The organism is Stappia indica, assembly GCF_001696535.1.
Lineage (GTDB): Bacteria > Pseudomonadota > Alphaproteobacteria > Rhizobiales > Stappiaceae > Stappia > Stappia indica.
Genome location: NZ_MBQE01000006.1, coordinates 449,665 through 467,208, shown reverse-complemented (window position 1 = coordinate 467,208; position 17,544 = coordinate 449,665). Strand labels below are relative to the sequence as shown.

The following is a 17,544-nucleotide window of genomic DNA, read 5'->3' as shown; positions in this document are numbered from 1 at the left end:
GTACGTGTCATCGCTCGAATACGGCCTGTGGTCGGTTCCCGTCCTGCTGCTGATGATCTTCCTGCGCCTGCCCATCGGCCTGTCGATGCTGCTGGTCGGCATTGCCGGAACGACGCTGGTAACGGGGAGCACGGTGCCGATCCTGGCGCAGCTCAAGTCGCTGGTCTACAGCACCTTTTCCAACTACTCGCTGTCCATCGTGCCGCTGTTCCTCCTGATGGGCCAGTTCGCCACGCGCGGGGGCATGTCGCGGGCGCTGTTCCGCGCGGCCGAGACGATGGTCGGCCACCGGCGCGGCGGCGTTGCCATGGCGGCGGTCGCGGCCTGCGGCGGCTTCGGCGCGATCTGCGGCTCCTCGCTCGCCACCGCCGCGACCATGGGCCAGGTCGCCCTGCCCGAGATGCGGCGCTGCGGCTATTCCGGCGCCCTGTCGACCGCCTGCCTTGCCGCCGGCGGCACGCTCGGCATCCTCATTCCGCCCTCCGTCGTGCTGGTGATCTACGCCATCCTGACGGAGCAGAACATCGCCAAGCTCTTCGTCGCCGCCTTCATTCCGGGCCTTCTCGCCGCCCTCGGCTACATGCTCACCGTCTCGCTCTATGTGCGCTTCCGCCCGGACAGCGCCGGCAGCCAGGCCAAGGCGACGGGCGCCGAACGGATCGCCGCACTGATCGCCGTCTGGCCGGTCATGGTGATCTTCGTCGCGGTGATCGGCGGCATCTATTCGGGCATCTTCACGCCGACCGAAGGCGCGGCCGTCGGCGCGGCCGGCACCGGCATCGTCGCCCTCCTCAATGGCGGGCTCGACCGCAAGGGGCTGGTGGAATCCTTCCTGTCGACCGCCAGCGCCACCGGCATGATCTTCTTCATCGTGCTCGGCGCCAGCGTCTACAACGGCTTTCTCGCCTTCTCGCAGCTGCCGCAGCAGTCGGCCGCCTATGTCGGCGAGCTCGGCCTCAATCCCTGGACCGTGCTGCTGATCATCCTGGTCTGCTATCTGATCTTCGGCTGCATCATGGATTCGCTCTCCATGATCCTGCTGACGATCCCGATCTTCTTTCCCATCGTTTCGGCGCTCGACTTCGGCCTGCCGCCGGAAGAGTTCGCCCTGTGGTTCGGCATCATCGTGCTGATCGTGGTGGAGGTCGGGCTGATAACGCCGCCGGTCGGCATGAATCTCTTCGTCATCAACTCGATGGCGCCCGACGTGCCGCTGTCGCAGACCTTCCGCGGCGTCGTGCCGTTCATCGCCAGCGACATCGTCCGCGTGGCGATCCTGGTGCTGTTCCCGGGCCTGACGCTCGCCCTCGTGCGCCTGCTCTACTGACGGGGCTGCAAGGCCCCGCTCAGACCTTTGCCGGGTCGAAGTCCGGCAGGCGCACTTCCTTCAGCATGTACCACTGGTCGAGGTTCTGCCGGACGACCGGCTCGAAATGACGGTCGAGCGCGGCAATCCCGGCCATCATGGCGCTGTCCGGCGCGCCCTCCCGCTGAAAATCCAGCGGCGCACCGACATGCACCCGGTACCGCGCCGCGCCTGAGCGCAGCACATGGATCGGCACCACCGGCGCCCCGGTCTTGAGCGCCAGCTTTATCGCGACGGAGGCGTTGCCCCGCTCCGGCAGCGGCCGGCCGAAGGCGGGCAGGTGGATCTGCCGCTCGCGCACTTCGTCGACGAACAGGATCGCGTCGAAGCCCTCTCCCACCACCATCTTGTGCAGGTGCCGCGCCGAGCGCTGACCGGGCGGAAAGACGTAGAGCCCGTAGCGGGCGCGCAGATCGTGCAGGATGCGGTTTGACGTCGGCGAAGGCTCCGGCTGCCAGGTGCCGACCGCCTCGCGGCCGAACGTGTTGAGCACGCTTTCGAAGCACAGTTCGAACGGCCCCAGATGCACGCAGGCGAAGACGACCGGCGCGTCCACCGGTAGCTCGGCCAGCGTGCCGTGCGGATCCACGACCTCCAGCCGCCCGGCCTCGCGCAGCCGCTCGATCGTTGCGTATTCGGCCAGGATCGCGCCCGTCCCCTGCCACCAGCGCCGCACCGCCGCCGCGTGCTCGGCGGCCGTCAGCGGCGCGCGCGGATGCAGCCGGGCGAGCGTCCAGGCCAGCCGGCGGGCGAACAGCCGCCGCCGCTCCATATGCTGGACGACAGGCGCGAGCGCGTGGCCAAGGCGCGGGCCGAAGCCCACCGGCAGGCGGCGCAGCGCCTCGTGAAAGGCGCGCTTGACCGGCCCCAGCACCGGTTCCCGGCGCCAGGGCTCGCCCGCGACCTCGCGCGCATGGGTTTCCTCGAAGGCAACCGGAGGGATGCGCCTGCGGCCGCGAACGGCGGTCATCGCCGGGGCGGCCTCACGTGCGCGAGGCGCGCGGCCGAAGGCGCATCGGCAGCGTCTCGCCCGGGCGCAGGGTCAGCCGGCAGGCCGGCTGCACGTCGGTGCCCGGCTCCAGCTCCGCATCGAAGCCCTGCGCCAGGATCGCCAGCGACAGGATCGATTCGGTCAGGCCGAAGGCGAGGCCGGCGCAGATGCGCGGGCCGATGGCGAAGGGCACATAGCCGAATTTCGACTGGCCGCCGCGCGTTGCGCCGAGGAAGCGTTCCGGCTCGAAATTGTCGGCGCGCGGCCACAGGTTCGGATTGCGGTGCAGCAGCCAGGGCACGACCATGACCAGCGAGCCCTTGGGGGTCCGCACGCCGCCGACCGTCTCGTCGGCCAGCGCCTCGCGGGCCAGGATCGGCACCGGCGGGTAGAGCCGCAGGGTCTCCTCGATCACCGCGCGGGTATAGGGCAGACGGGCGACATCGGCGAATTCCGGCATGCGCCCGTCCAGCACCGTGTCGAGCTCGCGCGCCAGCGCCTGGCGCGCCCAGGGCGCCTGCGACAGCAGGAACCAGGCCCAGGCCAGCGTGTTGGCCGTCGTCTCGTGGCCGGCCATGAAGATCACCGCCGCCTCGTTGCGGATGGCCTCGCGCGACAGCGGCTTGCCGTCCTCGTCGCGGGCCTCCAGCAGCCCGCCGATGACCGAGGTCTCGCCATCGCTCCGGCGCGCCTCGTAGCTGGTGATGATCTCGTCGAGCACCTTGTCGATGCGCGCGACCGCGCGGCGGATGGCGCGGCCGCGCCGGCGCGGCAGCCAGTCGGGCAGGCCGAGCAGCGAGATCAGGTCGATCTGGTCGATGTGGCGCTGGTAGTCGGTGAAGCTCTCGACCACCTCGGCGGCGTAGTCGCCTCCGAGCTGGCGGCCGAAGATGGTCCGGCAGATGATCTCCGCCGTCAGGTGCGCCATCTCCTGCAGCATGTCGACCGGCGCGCCGGGACCGGCCGCCTCCCAGGCGGCGCGGCGCTCGGCGATGGTCTCCGCCATGACGGGGAAAAAGTCGCGCACCTTGGAGGCATGGATGATCGGGCCGACGATCTGGCGGCGGCGACGCCAGGTCTCGCCGTCGGAGATGAACAGGCCGTCGCCGAGCAGCGGCTCCAGCGCGTGGCGCATCTGCGCGCTCTTGCGTTCGAACGAGTCGTGCTTGCGCACGAAGGCCTCCTGCACCAGGTCCGGGCTGTTGCAGACGAAGATCTGCTTGCGCAGAACGGCGACGCGCAGCCAGGGATTGGCGAAGGCCGTGGTCGGCCAGACCGAGAGGAAGTTGCGGCGGGCCAGGCCGATCAGCTTCCAGATCGGCGGGGGCGAGGTCGGGCGCAGCGGGAAGGGCGGGACATAGACGCCCGGCGCCGATGCATCCGCGGTCGCTGGCGAGGCCGCGCCATGGCCGGCGACCGGGCACCTGCCGGCCGGGTTATCCCCGGCCCTGTCCTCGCCGGGCGCTGCCGCGCTATCCCCGTCGATGGTTCCTGTCGGTCGCTGCATGGGTGCTGTCGAGGTCCTGTCCGGGGTGCTGTCCGGAGCGCTGTCCGGACGGGGCCGTTTCGTCCCTCCCTTATCGCAAACCCGGCGACCGGCTCCAAGCCCGGCCTTTGGGCAATTTCGAGACGCCTATCTCGAAATTGCGCGAGATTGAGACGGAATTTCGCAAAATCCGTCTCGAAATTCGAGAATCATGGAAACCGGCGAAATCCTTTATTTTCCAGGCGCGTAGGTTGCCGGATCGACGATTTCCGGCCGTCCCTCGAGCGACAGGCGCGAGATCGCCGGCTCGCTCTGCGCGATCACCTTGCCGCGGCGCACGACGGCCAGGCGGCGGGCCCGCAGGCGGATCGCCTCGATCGTGTCGGCCGCCTGCAGCAGCACGAAATCGGCGTTGCAGCCCGGCGCAAGCCCGTAGCCCTGCAGCCCCAGCGCGCGCGCCGGATGGGTCGTAACGCATTCAAAAGCATAGCGCATTTCGTCGCGGCTCATCATCTGCGCGACATGCAGCCCCATCGACGCGACCTCCAGCATGTCGCCCGAGCCCATCGAGTACCAGGGGTCCATGACGCAGTCGTGGCCGAACGAGACGTTGATGCCGTGCTTGCGCATCTCCGGCACGCGGGTCTGGCCCCGGCGCTTCGGATAGGTGTCGTGACGACCCTGAAGCGTGATGTTTATCAAGGGGTTGGCGATGGCATGCACCTGCGCCTCGGCGATCAGCGGCAGGAGTTTCGAGACATAATAATTGTCCATCGAGTGCATCGAGGTGAGGTGCGACCCGGCAACGCGGCCATTGAGGCCGAGGCGCTGCGTCTCGCAGGCCAGCGTCTCGATGTGGCGCGACATCGGGTCGTCGCTCTCGTCGCAATGCATGTCGACCATCAGGCCGCGCGCGGCCGCAAGCTCGCACAGCGCCCGCACCGAGCGCGCGCCGTCCTCCATCGTCCGTTCGAAATGCGGGATGCCGCCGACCACGTCGACGCCCATGTCGAGCGCGCGGACGAGATTGCGCTCCGCCGTCGGCGAGCGGTAGAGCCCGTCCTGCGGAAACGCGACGAGCTGCAGGTCGAGATAGGGCGCGACCTTCTCGCAGACCTCAAGCAGCGCCTCGACGCCGGTAAGCCGGTCGTCGCAGACGTCGACATGGGTGCGGATCGCCAAAAGCCCTTGCGAAACAGCAAGATCGCAGTAGCGCAGCGCCCGCTCCACCACCGCCTCGACGGTGAGCAGCGGCTTCAGCTCGCCCCACAGGGCGATGCCTTCCAGCAAGGTGCCGCTCTCGTTCATGCGCGGCAGGCCGAGCGACAGCGTCGCGTCCATGTGGAAATGGCTGTCGACGAAGGGCGGGGAGACGAGCCGGCCGCCGGCCTCGATGACGCGGCCCGCCTCGCCGGAGATGCCGGGCTCCACCGCAACGATGCGGCCGTCCCGGCAGGCGATGTCGATGCGCTCGCGGCCGTCGGGCAGCTTGGCGTTCTTGACGAGAAGATCGAAGGACATGGGCGGCTTTTCCGGGAATCAGGGGCAGGGCCGTGGCGGCTTTCGCCGCAGTTTCGGTCCCAACCGCGCCCGTTTCAAGCGCCTCGGTAGGACGCTCGCCGCCTGCGGAAGCTGGCGGCTCCGCCTCAGCGCAGCCCCTCACCGGTTTCCGGGGCGTCCCAGCCGCGCCGCGGATCGTATTCGCCGCGCTCGGAGAGCACCGTTGCGCGGCCGACCAGCAGGTCGTCGACCCGGCCGATGCGCTTGGCGTCCTTGTCCTTGTAGGGCATCGCCTGCAGCACGTAGCGCATGGCGTTCAGCCGGGCCCGCTTCTTGTCGTCCGACTTGATCACCGTCCAAGGCGAATCCGCCGTGTCGGTGTGGAAGAACATCGCTTCCTTGGCCCTGGTATAGTCGTCCCACTTGTCGCGCGAGGCGAGGTCGACCGGGGACAGTTTCCACTGCTTGAGCGGATGGACGTTGCGTTCGCGGAAGCGGCGGTTCTGTTCCTTGCGGCTGACGGAAAACCAGAACTTGATCAGATGGGTTCCGCTGCGCACCAGATTGCGCTCGAACTCCGGCACCTGGCGGAGGAACTCGCGGTATTCCTCCTCGTTGCAAAAGCCCATGACCCGCTCGACGCCGGCCCGATTATACCAGCTCCGGTCGAACAGGACGATCTCGCCGAGCGTCGGCAAGTGCTTGACGTAACGCTGAAAATACCATTGCCCACGCTCCACCTCGTCCGGCTTTTCCAGGGCCACCACCCGGGCGCCGCGCGGGTTCAGGTGCTCCATGAAGCGCTTGATCGTGCCGCCCTTTCCGGCCGCGTCGCGCCCCTCGAACAGGATCACCACACGCTGGCCGGCCTCCTTGACCCAGGATTGCAGCTTGAGCAGTTCGGTCTGCAGGACGAACTTCTCGCGCTCGTAGTCCCGGCGCAGCATCTTGAAGCGGTAAGGATAACCTCCCTCGCGCCAGTCGGGGGCAAGTTCGTTGCTGGTCCGGCGCGGCGTGCCCGGCGGCTTGGGCAATCCGAGCGCCCGCCGCATCAGGCCGGCATCGTCCGGCGAGGCCCCGTCGAGGATCGCGGCAAGGCCCTCGGCGCCGCCGTTTTCCTCGTGTCCGGAGATGTCCTGAACCGCCGCCAGCTCGCTTTCCTGAACGGCCGCGACCCGCTCCCGGGACAGCCCCTCGGCCATGCCGTCGCCGATCGCGCTGTCGGCCTCCGATGCGGGGATAGACGCGCCGTTCGGTGCGCCGGCCTTGCCGTTCGCCTTCGCTGCCTGTCGCTTTCCGTCGGTCACATCCGCCTCCTCCGCCGCCATCCGCTCGCGGGCGGATCTCTTGCAAGACCATCCTGCGGCTTCGGGCCCGCGCCGCCTTGACCCTTGTCAAACCGGCCGGAACGCGGCGGAAAAAGGAACCGGCAAACGAAAGCGGCGCGGCGTCAGTAGGGCAGACCGACGTAGTTTTCGGCGAGCGTCGTCTGCGCTGCACGGGAGGAGGCGAGATAGTCGAACTCTGCCTGCTGCATGCGGGCGCCGAACTCGCCCTTGTCCGGGAAGCGGTGCAGGGTCGTTGTCATCCACCAGGAAAAACGCTCGGCTTTCCAGACCCTTGCAAGCGCCCGGTCGGAATAGGCGGCAAGGCCGCCCTCGTCGCCCTGCCGATAGTGGGCGATCAGCGCTTCCGACAGGTAGTGGATGTCAGAGGCGGCGAGGTTCAGCCCCTTGGCGCCGGTCGGCGGCACGATATGGGCGGCATCGCCGGCCAGGAACAGCCGGCCGAATCGCATCGGCTCGGCGACGAAGGAGCGCAGCGGCGCGATGCTTTTCTCGATGGACGGTCCAGTGACCAGCCGGGCCGCGATATCGGCCGGCAGATGCGCTGCCAGCGCCTCCCAGAAGCGGTCGTCGGACCAGTCTTCGACCCGCTCGTCCAGCCCGCACTGGACGTAGTAGCGGCTACGGGTCGGCGAGCGCATGGAGCAGAGCGCGAAGCCGCGCTTGTGGCCGGCATAGATCAGCTCCTCATGCACCGGCGGCACGTCGGCGAGCAGGCCGAGCCAGCCGAACGGATAGACCATCTCGAACTGCCGCAGCCGGTCGGCGGGGACAGACTGGCGCGAGACGCCGTGAAAGCCGTCGCAACCGGCGACGAAATCGCAATCGATGCGGTGGACAGTCTCGCCGAGGCGGAAGGTCACGAAGGGCTGCGCGCTCTCCAGATCGTGCAGGGCAACGTCCTCCGCCTCGTGCACCACCGCGCCGCCCATGGCATCGCGCGCGGCGTAAAGATCCGCCGTCACCTCGGTCTGACCGTAGACCATGACGGTACGCCCGCCGGTCAGATCCGCGAGATCTATGCGCAGGCGCCGGTCGTGGTAAGCGATCTCGACACCGTCATGGACCAGCCCCTCGCGGTCCATACGGGCGCCGACACCGGCCTTGCGCAGCAAGTCGACCGTGCCCTGTTCAAGGACGCCGGCACGGATGCGCGACAACACATAGGCGCGCGAGCGGCGCTCCAGAACCACGTTGTCGACGCCGGCAAGGTGCAGGAGCTGGGACAGCAGCAGGCCGGAGGGGCCGCCGCCGACGATGACGACACCGGTGCGGGCCGGGACATCGACAGGCTTCTGGCCGGAAAGAGCGGAGGTCATGCGCGGGGTCCTCGACGAGATCGGCCTGCGAAGCGGCGTGCCTTTGTGTCGAGAATGGGCGCGAAGCGCTGGACAAGGGAATGCAGAATTCGGTCAAATACAGGGATGAATCGAACATCGAGACCGCTGCCCGACTATGAACTCTATGGAGAACCGGAAGGATCGGGCTTCCCGGATACGCTGCATATCGAACATCTGTCGGTGCGCAGCGGGCCGCGCCGCTGGCGCATCGCCCGGCATCGCCACCCGTCCCTGCACCAGCTGTTCTGGATCGAACGCGGCGGCGGCGCGCTGATCGGCGAGGAAGGCGAGACCACGCTCGCCGCCTCGAGTTTCCTGAACATGCCGGCCGGCGTCGCGCACGGCTTCCGCTTCCTGCCCGGCAGCACCGGGACGGTGCTGACCCTGCCGGTGGCGGTGTTCGAGCCGATCCGCGCCCGCATCGATCCGCAAGGGGAGCTGCTGGGCGTGCGCATCGGCCGGGCCCGCAACGCGCCGCCCGAGCTGGAGGCGCTGCTGGCCGAACAGCAAGGCAGCCGGGCCAATCGCGGCGAGGCGCTGGCCGCGCTGGCGACGCTGACCTTCGTCTGGGCGCTGAGGCTGCTCGCGGCCGAACCGCAGGCCGGGCCGGAGGCCGGGGCAGGCAGTGCGGCGGTCCGGCTCGCCGCCCGTTTCCAGGCGCTGGTCGATGCGCATTACCGGGAGTGGCACGCCCTGGCGCCCTATGCGGCGGCACTCGCGGTGACCACGCCGCACCTGACGCGGGCTTGCCGCCAGGCGCTCGGCCGGCCGGCCTCGGCAGTGCTGCGCGAGCGGCAGATGCTGGAGGCGCGGCGGCTTCTGGCCTACACGCAAGGCAGCGTCGCCGACGTCGCCTATCGGCTGGGTTTCGCCGATCCCGGGCATTTTTCGCGGGTGTTCACCGCCGCCGCCGGGCTGTCGCCGCGCGCCTTTCGCAAGGAATTCACCTACGACGCTGCGTGAAGATGCGCCCTACAGCGCCGCCTCCAGTTGCTCGACCAGACGGCGCAGCACCTCGACCCGGGCGAAGCGCTTGTCTTCGGCGGCAACCAGGTGCCAGGGCGCGAAGCTGGTCGAGGTCCGGTCGATCATGTCGCCGGCCGCCTCGGCGTACTGGTCCCATTTCAGCCGGTTGCGCCAGTCCTCGTCGGTGATCTTGAACTGCTTGTAGGGGGTCTCCTCGCGCTCCTTGAAGCGGGCGAGCTGCTCCTGCCGGCTGATCGCCAGCCAGAACTTGGCGACAATGGCCCCGGCATCGGTGAGTTCGGCCTCGAACTCATTGATTTCGTTGTAGGCGCGCGCCCATTCGGCCTCGCTGCAGAAACCTTCGATCCGCTCCACCAGCACCCGTCCGTACCAGGACCGGTCGAAGATTGCCGAGTGGCCGCGGCGCGGCAGCCGGTTCCAGAACCGCCAGAGCCAGGGATGGGCGTGCTCCTCCTCGGTCGGGGCGGCAATGCGGTGGACGCGGTAGCGACGCGGGTCGAGCGGGCGAATCACCCGGCGGATCGCGCCGCCCTTGCCGGCGGCGTCGTTGCCCTCGAAGGCGACCACCAGCGAGCGGTCGCGGAATGCCTTGCGGTCGACGAGGCGGGCCAGCTCGCCCTGCAGGCGGTCGAGTTCGGTGCGATAGCGGTGTTTCGACAGGCGCGAGGACAGGTCGACCGCCTCGACCGCACTGCGCCGCTCGATGCGCGCGACGACGGCGGGCAGGGCCAGCGGATCGCTCGGCGCCGCTTCCAGCCGGCGGCGGACGGCCATCTCGACGCAGCGGCCGAGCGCGAGGTCGCGGGCGCGCGCATCGTCGCTGGGGATGACGATCCAGGGCGCGGCCGGCGTGGAGGTGGCGAGGGCCGCCCGTTCGAAGGCCGCCTGGGCGCCCGGGGCATGGGTGATATCGGCCCATTCGGCCAGGATCCGGCGGGCGCGATCCTTGCGGCCCAGCCCCTTGAGCCGGCGCTTCTGCGTTTCCGGCGTGAGCGAGAACCAGAATTTCAGAACCAAGACGTTCTCGCTGGCCAGCAGCCCCTCGAACCGGTTGATGCGGGCAAGCCGGCGCTCGAACTCGGCCTCGCCGATCTCGCCCTGGACGAAGCAGCGCAGCGGTTCGTTGTACCAGGAGGAGACGACGATGGAGGTCTCGCCCAGCGCCGGCAGGTCGCGCCAGTAGCGCCAGAGATCCGGGCGGCCGCGTTCCTCTTCGGTCTCCTCGTCGTAGGCGTTGCAGGTGACGTAGCGCACGTCGAGCCATTCGTGCAGGCGCGCGATGGCGTCGTTCTTGCCGGCACCGTCGACACCGGCGATCACCACCAGCACGGAGAAGGGCTTCTTCTCGATCACCTCGCGCTGGGCGGCCAGAAGCTCGGTGCGCAGCTTCGGCTCGAGCGCGTCGAAGTCAGTGCGGGACAGGTCGAGGGGAAGGGAAGCCGACTGAAACACGGGGCGCTGCTCTCCTGCTGTCATTCCGCCGGCACAGCGTGCCCGGACGGACCCAAGGTGCCGCGCGTGCCGCCGCGATGCAATGGCCGGGGCGTGCACGGCCCCGATCCGGGGCGACGGGGCCGCCACATATAGTCGCACGGGCCGCGCCTGTCATATGGCTTGCGCCAAACTGCCGGGCGCAGAGGCAAAAATGCGCCTTCCGAGGATTGGCGAAGCCGGTCGCAGGACGTACATGTAGCGGGCCGCGCCGGGGGCTTCCGCCCCGCGCCAGCCAGGAAACAGGATATGCCGGGCCGCGTCTCGTGACGGACCTTCTCAATCAGCTCGTCGCCTTCATCGGCGAAAACCCGCTTCTCGCCAACGTGGTCGTGTTCACGATCGCCATGGGCGAGGCGCTGTTCATCATCGGCATGTTCGTGCCCTCGACCGTCGTGCTCGTGGGTGCGGGAACGCTGGTCGGTCTCGGCAAGCTCGATCCCTGGCCGATCCTGTTCTGGACGACGATGGGCGCCATCGCCGGCGATGCCATCTCCTACTGGGTCGGGCATGTCTACAAGCACCAGATCAAGTCGGTCTGGCCGTTCAACCGCTATCGAACGCTGGTCGACCGGGGCGAGGCCTATTTCCTGCTGCATGGCGGCAAGAGCGTGTTCATCGGCCGTTTCGTGCCGGGCGTGAAGGCCATCGTGCCGGGAATTGCCGGCATGGTCGGCATGCCGGTCGGCCGCTTCACCTTCATCAACGTCACTTCGGCCATCGTCTGGGCCATCGTGCATCTGGGCCCCGGCGTCATCGCCGGCACCGCCTTCAGCGCGCTCGGCGAGATCAGCGGCCGGCTGGCCACGGTGCTGGGCGTGCTGCTGGTGCTGCTCTTCGTCGCGGTGATGATCGCCCGCTGGCTGATCCTGATCGTGCTGCCGCTCTATGCCGGCAGCCGGTTGAGGACAGTCGAATGGCTGGGCCGGCACCAGAACCGTGTCAGCCTGTGGCTGGCGAAGATGCTGGATCCGGCGCATCCGCGCTCGGCCGGCATGATCGTCTCGGCGCTGCTGCTGATCGTCACCGTACCGCTGTTCGCGGCGCTGGCGGCGGCGATCTCGCCCGACAACGGATTGAACCGCGCCGATACCTCGATCCGCAACCTGTTCCAGGACCTGCGCACGCCGGTCGGCGACGACATCATGACCTTCATCACCATGCTCGGCGACGGGGTGGTGATCGCCTCCGTGGCGGCGGTGGTGATCGCCTACCTGTTCGCGCGCAAGGCTTGGCGGCGGGCGACGGGCCTGATGATCGCGATCGCCAGCGCGGCCGTCTTCGTGCCTCTGTTCAAGATGCTGTTCCAGCGCGAGCGGCCGATCGAGATCTATACCGGCGCCGACGCGCTGTCCTTCCCCTCCGGCCACGCGACGCTGACGGCGGTGCTGTTCGGCATCATCGCGGTGCTGGTCGCCCATGACCGCTCGCCCCTGATCAAGGCCGGCATCTTCTCGCTCGCCGTGCCGCTGATCGGCGCGGTCGCCTTCTCGCGGATCTATCTCGGCGCCCACTGGATGAGCGACGTGGTCGGCGGCATCACCTTCGGCACGGCGATGGTCGCCATCTTCGCCTTCGTCTTCGGCTCGGTGCATAACGAGAAGATCGGCCGCTGGTCGCTGGCGGGGCTCACCGTGGCGACGCTGGCGGTGGTCGGCGGCATCCATGTGTCGCGCGATTTCGACCGGGCACGCGAAATGTATCGCCCGACCAAGCCGATAGAGACCCTGACGAGCCAGGAATGGCTGTCCGGCGGATGGGAAAAGGTGCCGACGCACCGGATCGAGCTGAGCGGCGAACGCGAGGAACCGCTGATCCTGCAATGGAGCGGCGACCCGCAGGCGCTGGCCGACGCGCTGGCGCGGGACGGCTACCGCCCGGCGCCGGGCTGGTCGCTCACCACCTTTGCCGGCTTCCTGACCGGGCAGACCGCGCCGGAAGACCTGCCGGCCCTGCCGCGCATCCAGAACGGACGCGGCGCCGACCTGGTGCTGGTGCGCCAGGACGAGGACGAGCCCGCCGGCGCAGATGGCAGCACCGACGGGGGGCGCTGGGTCCTGCGGCTGTGGCAGACGCGCTTTGAGATCGTGACGCAGGACGGCGAGCGGCTGCCCTTGCGGGTCGGCTCGCTGATCCACGAACGGATCCTGCGTCCGCTCAACGAGCTGTCGGCGCCGCGCGCGGACCGCGACCTGCCGCAGGCGGACGAAAACCCGCTGAACGGGCTGCCGGGGGTCGTTCTGAAGATGCGCAGCGACGGCTCGACCGTGGCGCTGGGCGGCGAGGCGGTGGACCTGCCCAATGCCGGTCAGAGTACCGGGCAGGGTGCGGATCAGGGCGCCGTTCAGGCTCCGGCGGCGTCTTCCGGGACTGCGTCCACGCCGCAATAGATGCCATAGAGCGTCTCGAGGACCGCGAGGACCTCCTGACCGGCCAGCCGGTAATAGACCGTCTGGCCCTCGCGCCGGGCTTCGACCAGGCCCTGGACCCGCATTTTCGCAAGGTGCTGGGACAGGGCCGACTGGCTGAGGCCGACACGCTCGGCCAGCGCACCGACGCTGTATTCGCCGCGCACGAGGTGGCACAGGACCAGCAACCGGCGGCTGTTGGCCATCGATGCGAGCAGGGCAGCGGCCTCGTCGGCCTTACTTTCCATATCTTGAATATTCATGCTTGCTAATTTATATGGCTCGCATATATTTTCCATTCGAGGAAGCCCTTATGGGTCAGCGAGTCGCAACTGTGCCAAAGTGCCATTGACAGAATCTGCGACTCGTACACCTCGCAAAATCCCGCAAATAACCGTTTGGCGAGATGTCGACATGAGCGAGTTCACTCCCCTTACTTCCGCCCTGGGCGGCATGCTGATCGGCCTTTCAGCCGTTCTGACCATGGGGCTGCTGGGACGGATCGCCGGGATCAGCGGCATGATCGGCGGGCTGTTGCCGCCCTATTCGGGCGGCGCGGCGGCAGCCGGCGAGCGGGGCTGGCGCCTGGCGTTTCTCGCAGGCATGATCGCCTCGCCGCTGGTGCTTCTGGTCGCCACCGGCAGCCTGCCGGAGATCGAGGTGCCCGTGTCCCTGCCGATGCTGGCGATCGGCGGACTGATCGCCGGCGTCGGCGTGTCCTATGCCAATGGCTGCCCGTCCGGCCACGGTGTGTGCGGCATGGCGCGGTTTTCAGTGCGTTCGATCGCCGCCACGCTGACCTTCATGGCGACCACCGCCGTCACCGTCTTCCTCGTCCGCCACGTGTTCGGAGCCTGAGCGATGATCCGCACCGTTTCCGCTTTCCTCATCGGCCTCGTCTTCGGCGCCGGCCTCCTGCTGTCCGGCATGGCCGACCCGTCCAAGGTCCTGAACTTCTTCGACTTCGCCGGGAGCTGGGACCCCTCGCTGGCCTTCGTGATGGGCGGCGCGCTGCTGGTGGCGGCAATCGGCTACCGGCTTGTGCTGGCCCGGCCGGCGCCGGTGCTGGCCTCCAGCTTCTCGTTGCCGGCCCTTACCACGCTCGACGCCCGGCTGCTGGGCGGCGCCGCCCTGTTCGGCATCGGCTGGGGCATCGCCGGCTTCTGCCCGGGCGGCGTGGTGCCGGCGCTCAGCCTCGGCCGGATCGAGCCCTTCGTCTTCGCAGCCGCCCTGGTGACCGCAATCGGCGCCGTCCGCCTTTTCGAGGCCCGGCGCATCCGACGGCTGCAGCCGGCCTGACCCCCATCACCCCTTCCGCCGCGCACGATCCGCGACCGATGGAGCACGACACCATGACCGACACGACCTATCCGCTCGACCCGGCGACCCGCCCCGAGGTCACCGCCTTCTTCGACCCCAAGACCAACACGATCTCCTATGTGGTCCAGGATCCGGGATCCAAGGCCTGCGCCGTCGTCGACAGCGTGATGGACATCGACTATGCCGCCGGCCGGATCTCCTACGAATCCGCCGACCGGATCATCGATTTCGTGCGCGAGAACGGGCTGACGGTCGACTGGCTGATCGAGACCCATGTCCATGCCGACCACCTGTCCGGCGCGCCCTATCTCCAAGAAAAGCTGGGGGGGCGCATCGGCATCGGCGAGAACATCAGGCTCGTGCAGGACACGTTCGGCAAGGTGTTCAACGAAGGCACAGAGTTCCAGCGCGACGGCTCGCAGTTCGACCATCTGTTCCGCGATGGCGACACCTATACGGTCGGCGGCATGGCTTGCTTCGCCATGCACACGCCCGGCCATACCCCGGCCTGCATGACCCATGTGATGGGTAATGCCGCCTTCGTCGGCGACACGCTGTTCATGCCCGATGGCGGCACGGCGCGGGCCGATTTTCCTGGGGGCGACGCGCACGAGCTCTACCGCTCGATCCGCAAGGTGCTGTCGCTGCCGGACGAGACCCGCCTGTTCATGTGCCACGACTACGGCCCGAACGGCCGCGAGATCCGCTGGGAGACCACGGTGGGCGAGGAGCGCAAGCACAACATCCATGTGCGCGACGGCGTCACCGAGGAGGAGTTCGTGGCGATGCGCCAGGCGCGCGATGCCACGCTCGACATGCCGAAATTGATCATTCCCTCGATACAGGTCAACATGCGCGCCGGCAAACTGCCCCCCAAGGACGACAGCGGCCGCACCTTCCTCAAGGTGCCGGTCAACGGATTGTAAGGACAGGAAGAATGCAAAGCGCCCGGGTCGACGACACCCTCACCGTATCGTTCCAGATCCAGCCGGAGGATGTCGCGGCGATCCGCGATGCGGGCTTCGTCGCGATCATCAACAACCGCCCCGACGGCGAGGCACCGGACCAGCCGGACGGGGCAGAGATCGCCCGCGCCGCCGCCGAGGCCGGCCTTGCCTATACCGCGCTGCCGGTCACGGGGCGCGAGGGCATCACGCCCGACACGATCCGTGCCTTCCACGAGGCGCTGGAGACGGCCGGCGGCCCGGTCTTCGCCTTCTGCCGCACCGGCACCCGCTCGATCAACCTGTGGGCCCTGTCCCAGGCCGGAGACCGCGACGCGGCCGAGCTGGTGCGCATGGCGGGCGATGCCGGCTACGACCTGTCGGGCCTCGCCCCGGCCCTGCGCCAGATTGCCGATCACGGCCTTCCCGGCTAAAGCGTCGGCCGGCTGAGACGGCGGTCGGCCGCACGGCCAGCCGGACAAACACCTTTCGCCCGCTCGCCGAGCGGGGTTTCACGGTTGCGCCGCCCGCCAGCGGGCGGCGCGCTTTCCTTTTGCGACACGCGGTTCCGGCCTCGACATGACACGCCTTGCCTCCTACCTGCCGATCCTCGACTGGGGACGCGCCTATAGCCGCGACACGGCGACCGACGACCTGATCGCCGCGCTGATCGTGACGATCATGCTGATCCCGCAGTCGCTCGCCTATGCGCTGCTCGCAGGATTGCCGCCGGAAGTGGGCCTTTACGCCTCGATCCTGCCGCTCGTCGCCTATGCGCTGTTCGGAACCAGCCGGGCGCTGGCCGTCGGGCCGGTGGCCGTCGTGTCGCTGATGACCGCGTCTGCAGTTGGCGAGATCGCGGCGCAGGGAACGCCGGAATATCTCGGCGCGGCCATCGTGCTGGCGCTGCTCTCCGGGGCGATGCTGATCGCCATGGGCCTGTTTCGCCTCGGCTTTCTCGCCAACCTCCTGAGCCATCCGGTGATTTCCGGCTTCATCACCGCGAGCGGGCTGATCATCGCCGCCGGGCAGCTGAAGCACATCCTCGGCGTCGGTGGTTCGGGCAGCACGATGGTGGAGATCGTCAGCGGGCTCGTCGCCAATCTCGGCAATGTGAATCCCTATGCGCTGGCGGTGGGCATACCGGTCACGCTGTTTCTGTTCTGGGTGCGCAGCGGGCTGAAGCCGGCGCTGGTGCGGGCCGGCCTGCGGCCGCGGCTCGCCGACATCATCGCCAAGTCCGGCCCCGTCGCGGCGGTGGCCGCGACGACGCTGGCGGCCCATGTCTTTTCCCTCGGCGACAAGGGCGTGAAGCTGGTCGGGCACATTCCCTCCGGCCTGCCGGCGCCCGCGCTGCCGCCGCTCGACCCTGAGCTCTGGGGCCAGCTGGTGGTGCCCGCCCTGCTGATCTCGGTGATCGGCTTCGTGGAGTCGGTGTCCGTCGCACAGACGCTGGCGGCCAAGAAGCGCCAGCGCATCGTCCCGGATCAGGAGCTGATCGGGCTCGGCGCGGCCAACATCGCCTCCGGCATTTCCGGCGGCTATCCCGTGACCGGCGGCTTTGCCCGCTCGGTGGTGAATTTCGACGCGGGCGCGGCAACGCCGGCGGCCGGCGCCTTCACCGCCATCGGCATCGCGCTCGCCACCTTGTTCCTGACGCCGCTGATCTCCGAGCTGCCGCAGGCGACACTGGCCGCGACGATCATCGTCGCCGTCCTGTCGCTGGTCGACCTGAAGGCGCTGGTGCGGGTCTGGGCCTATTCGCGCAGCGATTTCGCGGCGATGGCCGCAACGATCCTGGCGACGCTCGTCCTCGGGGTGGAGACCGGCGTCACCGTCGGGGTCGGCGTCTCGCTGGCGCTGCATCTCTATCGCAGCGCCCGGCCGCACATGGCCATCGTCGGCATCGTTCCGGGCACCGAGCATTTCCGCAACATCAACCGGCACAAGGTGATCACCGGCGAGACCGTGCTCACCTTGCGCGTCGACGAGAGCCTGTTCTTCGCCAACAGCCGCTTCCTGGAAGACCGGCTGACGGAGCTGGTCGCCGAGCGGCCGCAGCTGCGGCACGTGGTGCTGATGTGCACGGCGGTCAACGAGATCGACGCCTCGGCGCTGGAAAGCCTGGAGGAGATCAGCCGCCGGCTGGCCGGCGCCGGCGTCGGCTTCCACCTGTCGGAGGTGAAGGGGCCGGTGATGGACCGGCTGCAGCGCACCGACTTCCTCACCCACCTCAACGGCAAGGTGTTCCTGACCCAGTACGAGGCCTTCGCCGCGCTCGATCCGCGCACCGCGCATATCGCCGAGGCGCGAAAGCCGCGCAAGGCGACCAAGGCCGACTTCTGGATCGGCCCGGAGATCTGAG

General features: G+C 68.6%; 15 protein-coding genes. 8 read left to right on the top strand and 7 right to left on the bottom strand.

Features of this window, described 5'->3' with window-relative positions; genetic code table 11:
• Window positions 1–4: 4 nt before the first annotated feature.
• Entirely contained in the window at window positions 5–1,327 is a 1,323-nt protein-coding gene (locus tag BBX35_RS22290) for a TRAP transporter large permease (protein ID WP_067224670.1), read from the top strand.
• A 19-nt stretch (window positions 1,328–1,346) separates the two neighbouring features.
• Here the strand turns inward: BBX35_RS22290 and BBX35_RS22285 are convergent, their stop codons facing one another.
• The 5 genes from BBX35_RS22285 to pobA form a co-directional block, all read right to left on the bottom strand.
• Window positions 1,347–2,336, bottom strand: coding sequence for a lysophospholipid acyltransferase family protein (locus BBX35_RS22285; RefSeq protein WP_067224669.1), 990 nt, complete (start codon window positions 2,334–2,336; stop codon window positions 1,347–1,349).
• 13 nt (window positions 2,337–2,349) lie between these two features.
• A complete protein-coding gene (locus BBX35_RS22280) occupies window positions 2,350–3,864 on the bottom strand; it encodes a cytochrome P450 (protein ID WP_083206527.1) in 1,515 nt (504 codons plus the stop codon).
• Between the two features lie 210 nt (window positions 3,865–4,074).
• Window positions 4,075–5,364 (bottom strand): amidohydrolase family protein, encoded by a 1,290-nt coding sequence (locus tag BBX35_RS22275; protein WP_067224667.1) that lies wholly within the window; start codon window positions 5,362–5,364, stop codon window positions 4,075–4,077.
• A gap of 125 nt (window positions 5,365–5,489) precedes the next feature.
• A complete protein-coding gene (ppk2, locus tag BBX35_RS22270) occupies window positions 5,490–6,671 on the bottom strand; it encodes a polyphosphate kinase 2 (RefSeq protein WP_067224665.1) in 1,182 nt (393 codons plus the stop codon).
• 122 nt (window positions 6,672–6,793) lie between these two features.
• Entirely contained in the window at window positions 6,794–8,008 is a 1,215-nt protein-coding gene (gene pobA / locus BBX35_RS22265; protein WP_067224664.1) for a 4-hydroxybenzoate 3-monooxygenase, read from the bottom strand.
• Between the two features lie 105 nt (window positions 8,009–8,113).
• Here pobA and BBX35_RS22260 point away from each other — a divergent pair, with 105 nt between their 5' ends.
• Window positions 8,114–8,992, top strand: coding sequence for a helix-turn-helix domain-containing protein (locus tag BBX35_RS22260; RefSeq protein ID WP_171901507.1), 879 nt, complete (start codon window positions 8,114–8,116; stop codon window positions 8,990–8,992).
• Between the two features lie 9 nt (window positions 8,993–9,001).
• On the opposite strand, the gene pap is transcribed toward BBX35_RS22260, so the two are convergent.
• Window positions 9,002–10,468: a polyphosphate:AMP phosphotransferase gene (gene pap / locus BBX35_RS22255; RefSeq protein WP_067224662.1), complete on the bottom strand. Its 1,467-nt coding sequence runs from the start codon at window positions 10,466–10,468 to the stop codon at window positions 9,002–9,004.
• 305 nt (window positions 10,469–10,773) lie between these two features.
• Here pap and BBX35_RS22250 point away from each other — a divergent pair, with 305 nt between their 5' ends.
• A complete protein-coding gene (locus BBX35_RS22250) occupies window positions 10,774–12,897 on the top strand; it encodes a bifunctional DedA family/phosphatase PAP2 family protein (protein WP_067224660.1) in 2,124 nt (707 codons plus the stop codon).
• Here the strand turns inward: BBX35_RS22250 and BBX35_RS22245 are convergent.
• On the bottom strand, window positions 12,852–13,178 hold the full coding sequence (locus BBX35_RS22245; protein WP_067224659.1) for an ArsR/SmtB family transcription factor: 327 nt from the start codon (window positions 13,176–13,178) through the stop codon (window positions 12,852–12,854). The genes BBX35_RS22250 and BBX35_RS22245 overlap by 46 nt on opposite strands.
• A 151-nt stretch (window positions 13,179–13,329) precedes the next feature.
• Between BBX35_RS22245 and BBX35_RS22240 the strand changes: the two genes are divergently transcribed.
• The 5 genes from BBX35_RS22240 (at window position 13,330) to BBX35_RS22220 (ending at window position 17,543) form a co-directional block, all read left to right on the top strand.
• Entirely contained in the window at window positions 13,330–13,773 is a 444-nt protein-coding gene (locus BBX35_RS22240) for a YeeE/YedE family protein (protein ID WP_067224657.1), read from the top strand.
• 3 nt (window positions 13,774–13,776) lie between these two features.
• The gene (locus BBX35_RS22235; RefSeq protein ID WP_067224656.1) at window positions 13,777–14,214 is read left to right on the top strand and encodes a DUF6691 family protein; all 438 of its coding nucleotides are present in this window, start codon (window positions 13,777–13,779) and stop codon (window positions 14,212–14,214) included.
• Between the two features lie 53 nt (window positions 14,215–14,267).
• Window positions 14,268–15,161, top strand: a complete 894-nt coding sequence (locus BBX35_RS22230; RefSeq protein ID WP_067224856.1) for an MBL fold metallo-hydrolase — start codon at window positions 14,268–14,270, stop codon at window positions 15,159–15,161.
• 11 nt (window positions 15,162–15,172) lie between these two features.
• The gene (locus BBX35_RS22225; RefSeq protein ID WP_067224654.1) at window positions 15,173–15,613 is read left to right on the top strand and encodes a protein tyrosine phosphatase family protein; all 441 of its coding nucleotides are present in this window, start codon (window positions 15,173–15,175) and stop codon (window positions 15,611–15,613) included.
• Window positions 15,614–15,758: 145 nt separating this feature from the next.
• Window positions 15,759–17,543, top strand: coding sequence for a SulP family inorganic anion transporter (locus tag BBX35_RS22220; RefSeq protein WP_067224652.1), 1,785 nt, complete (start codon window positions 15,759–15,761; stop codon window positions 17,541–17,543).
• Window position 17,544: the final 1 nt, after the last annotated feature.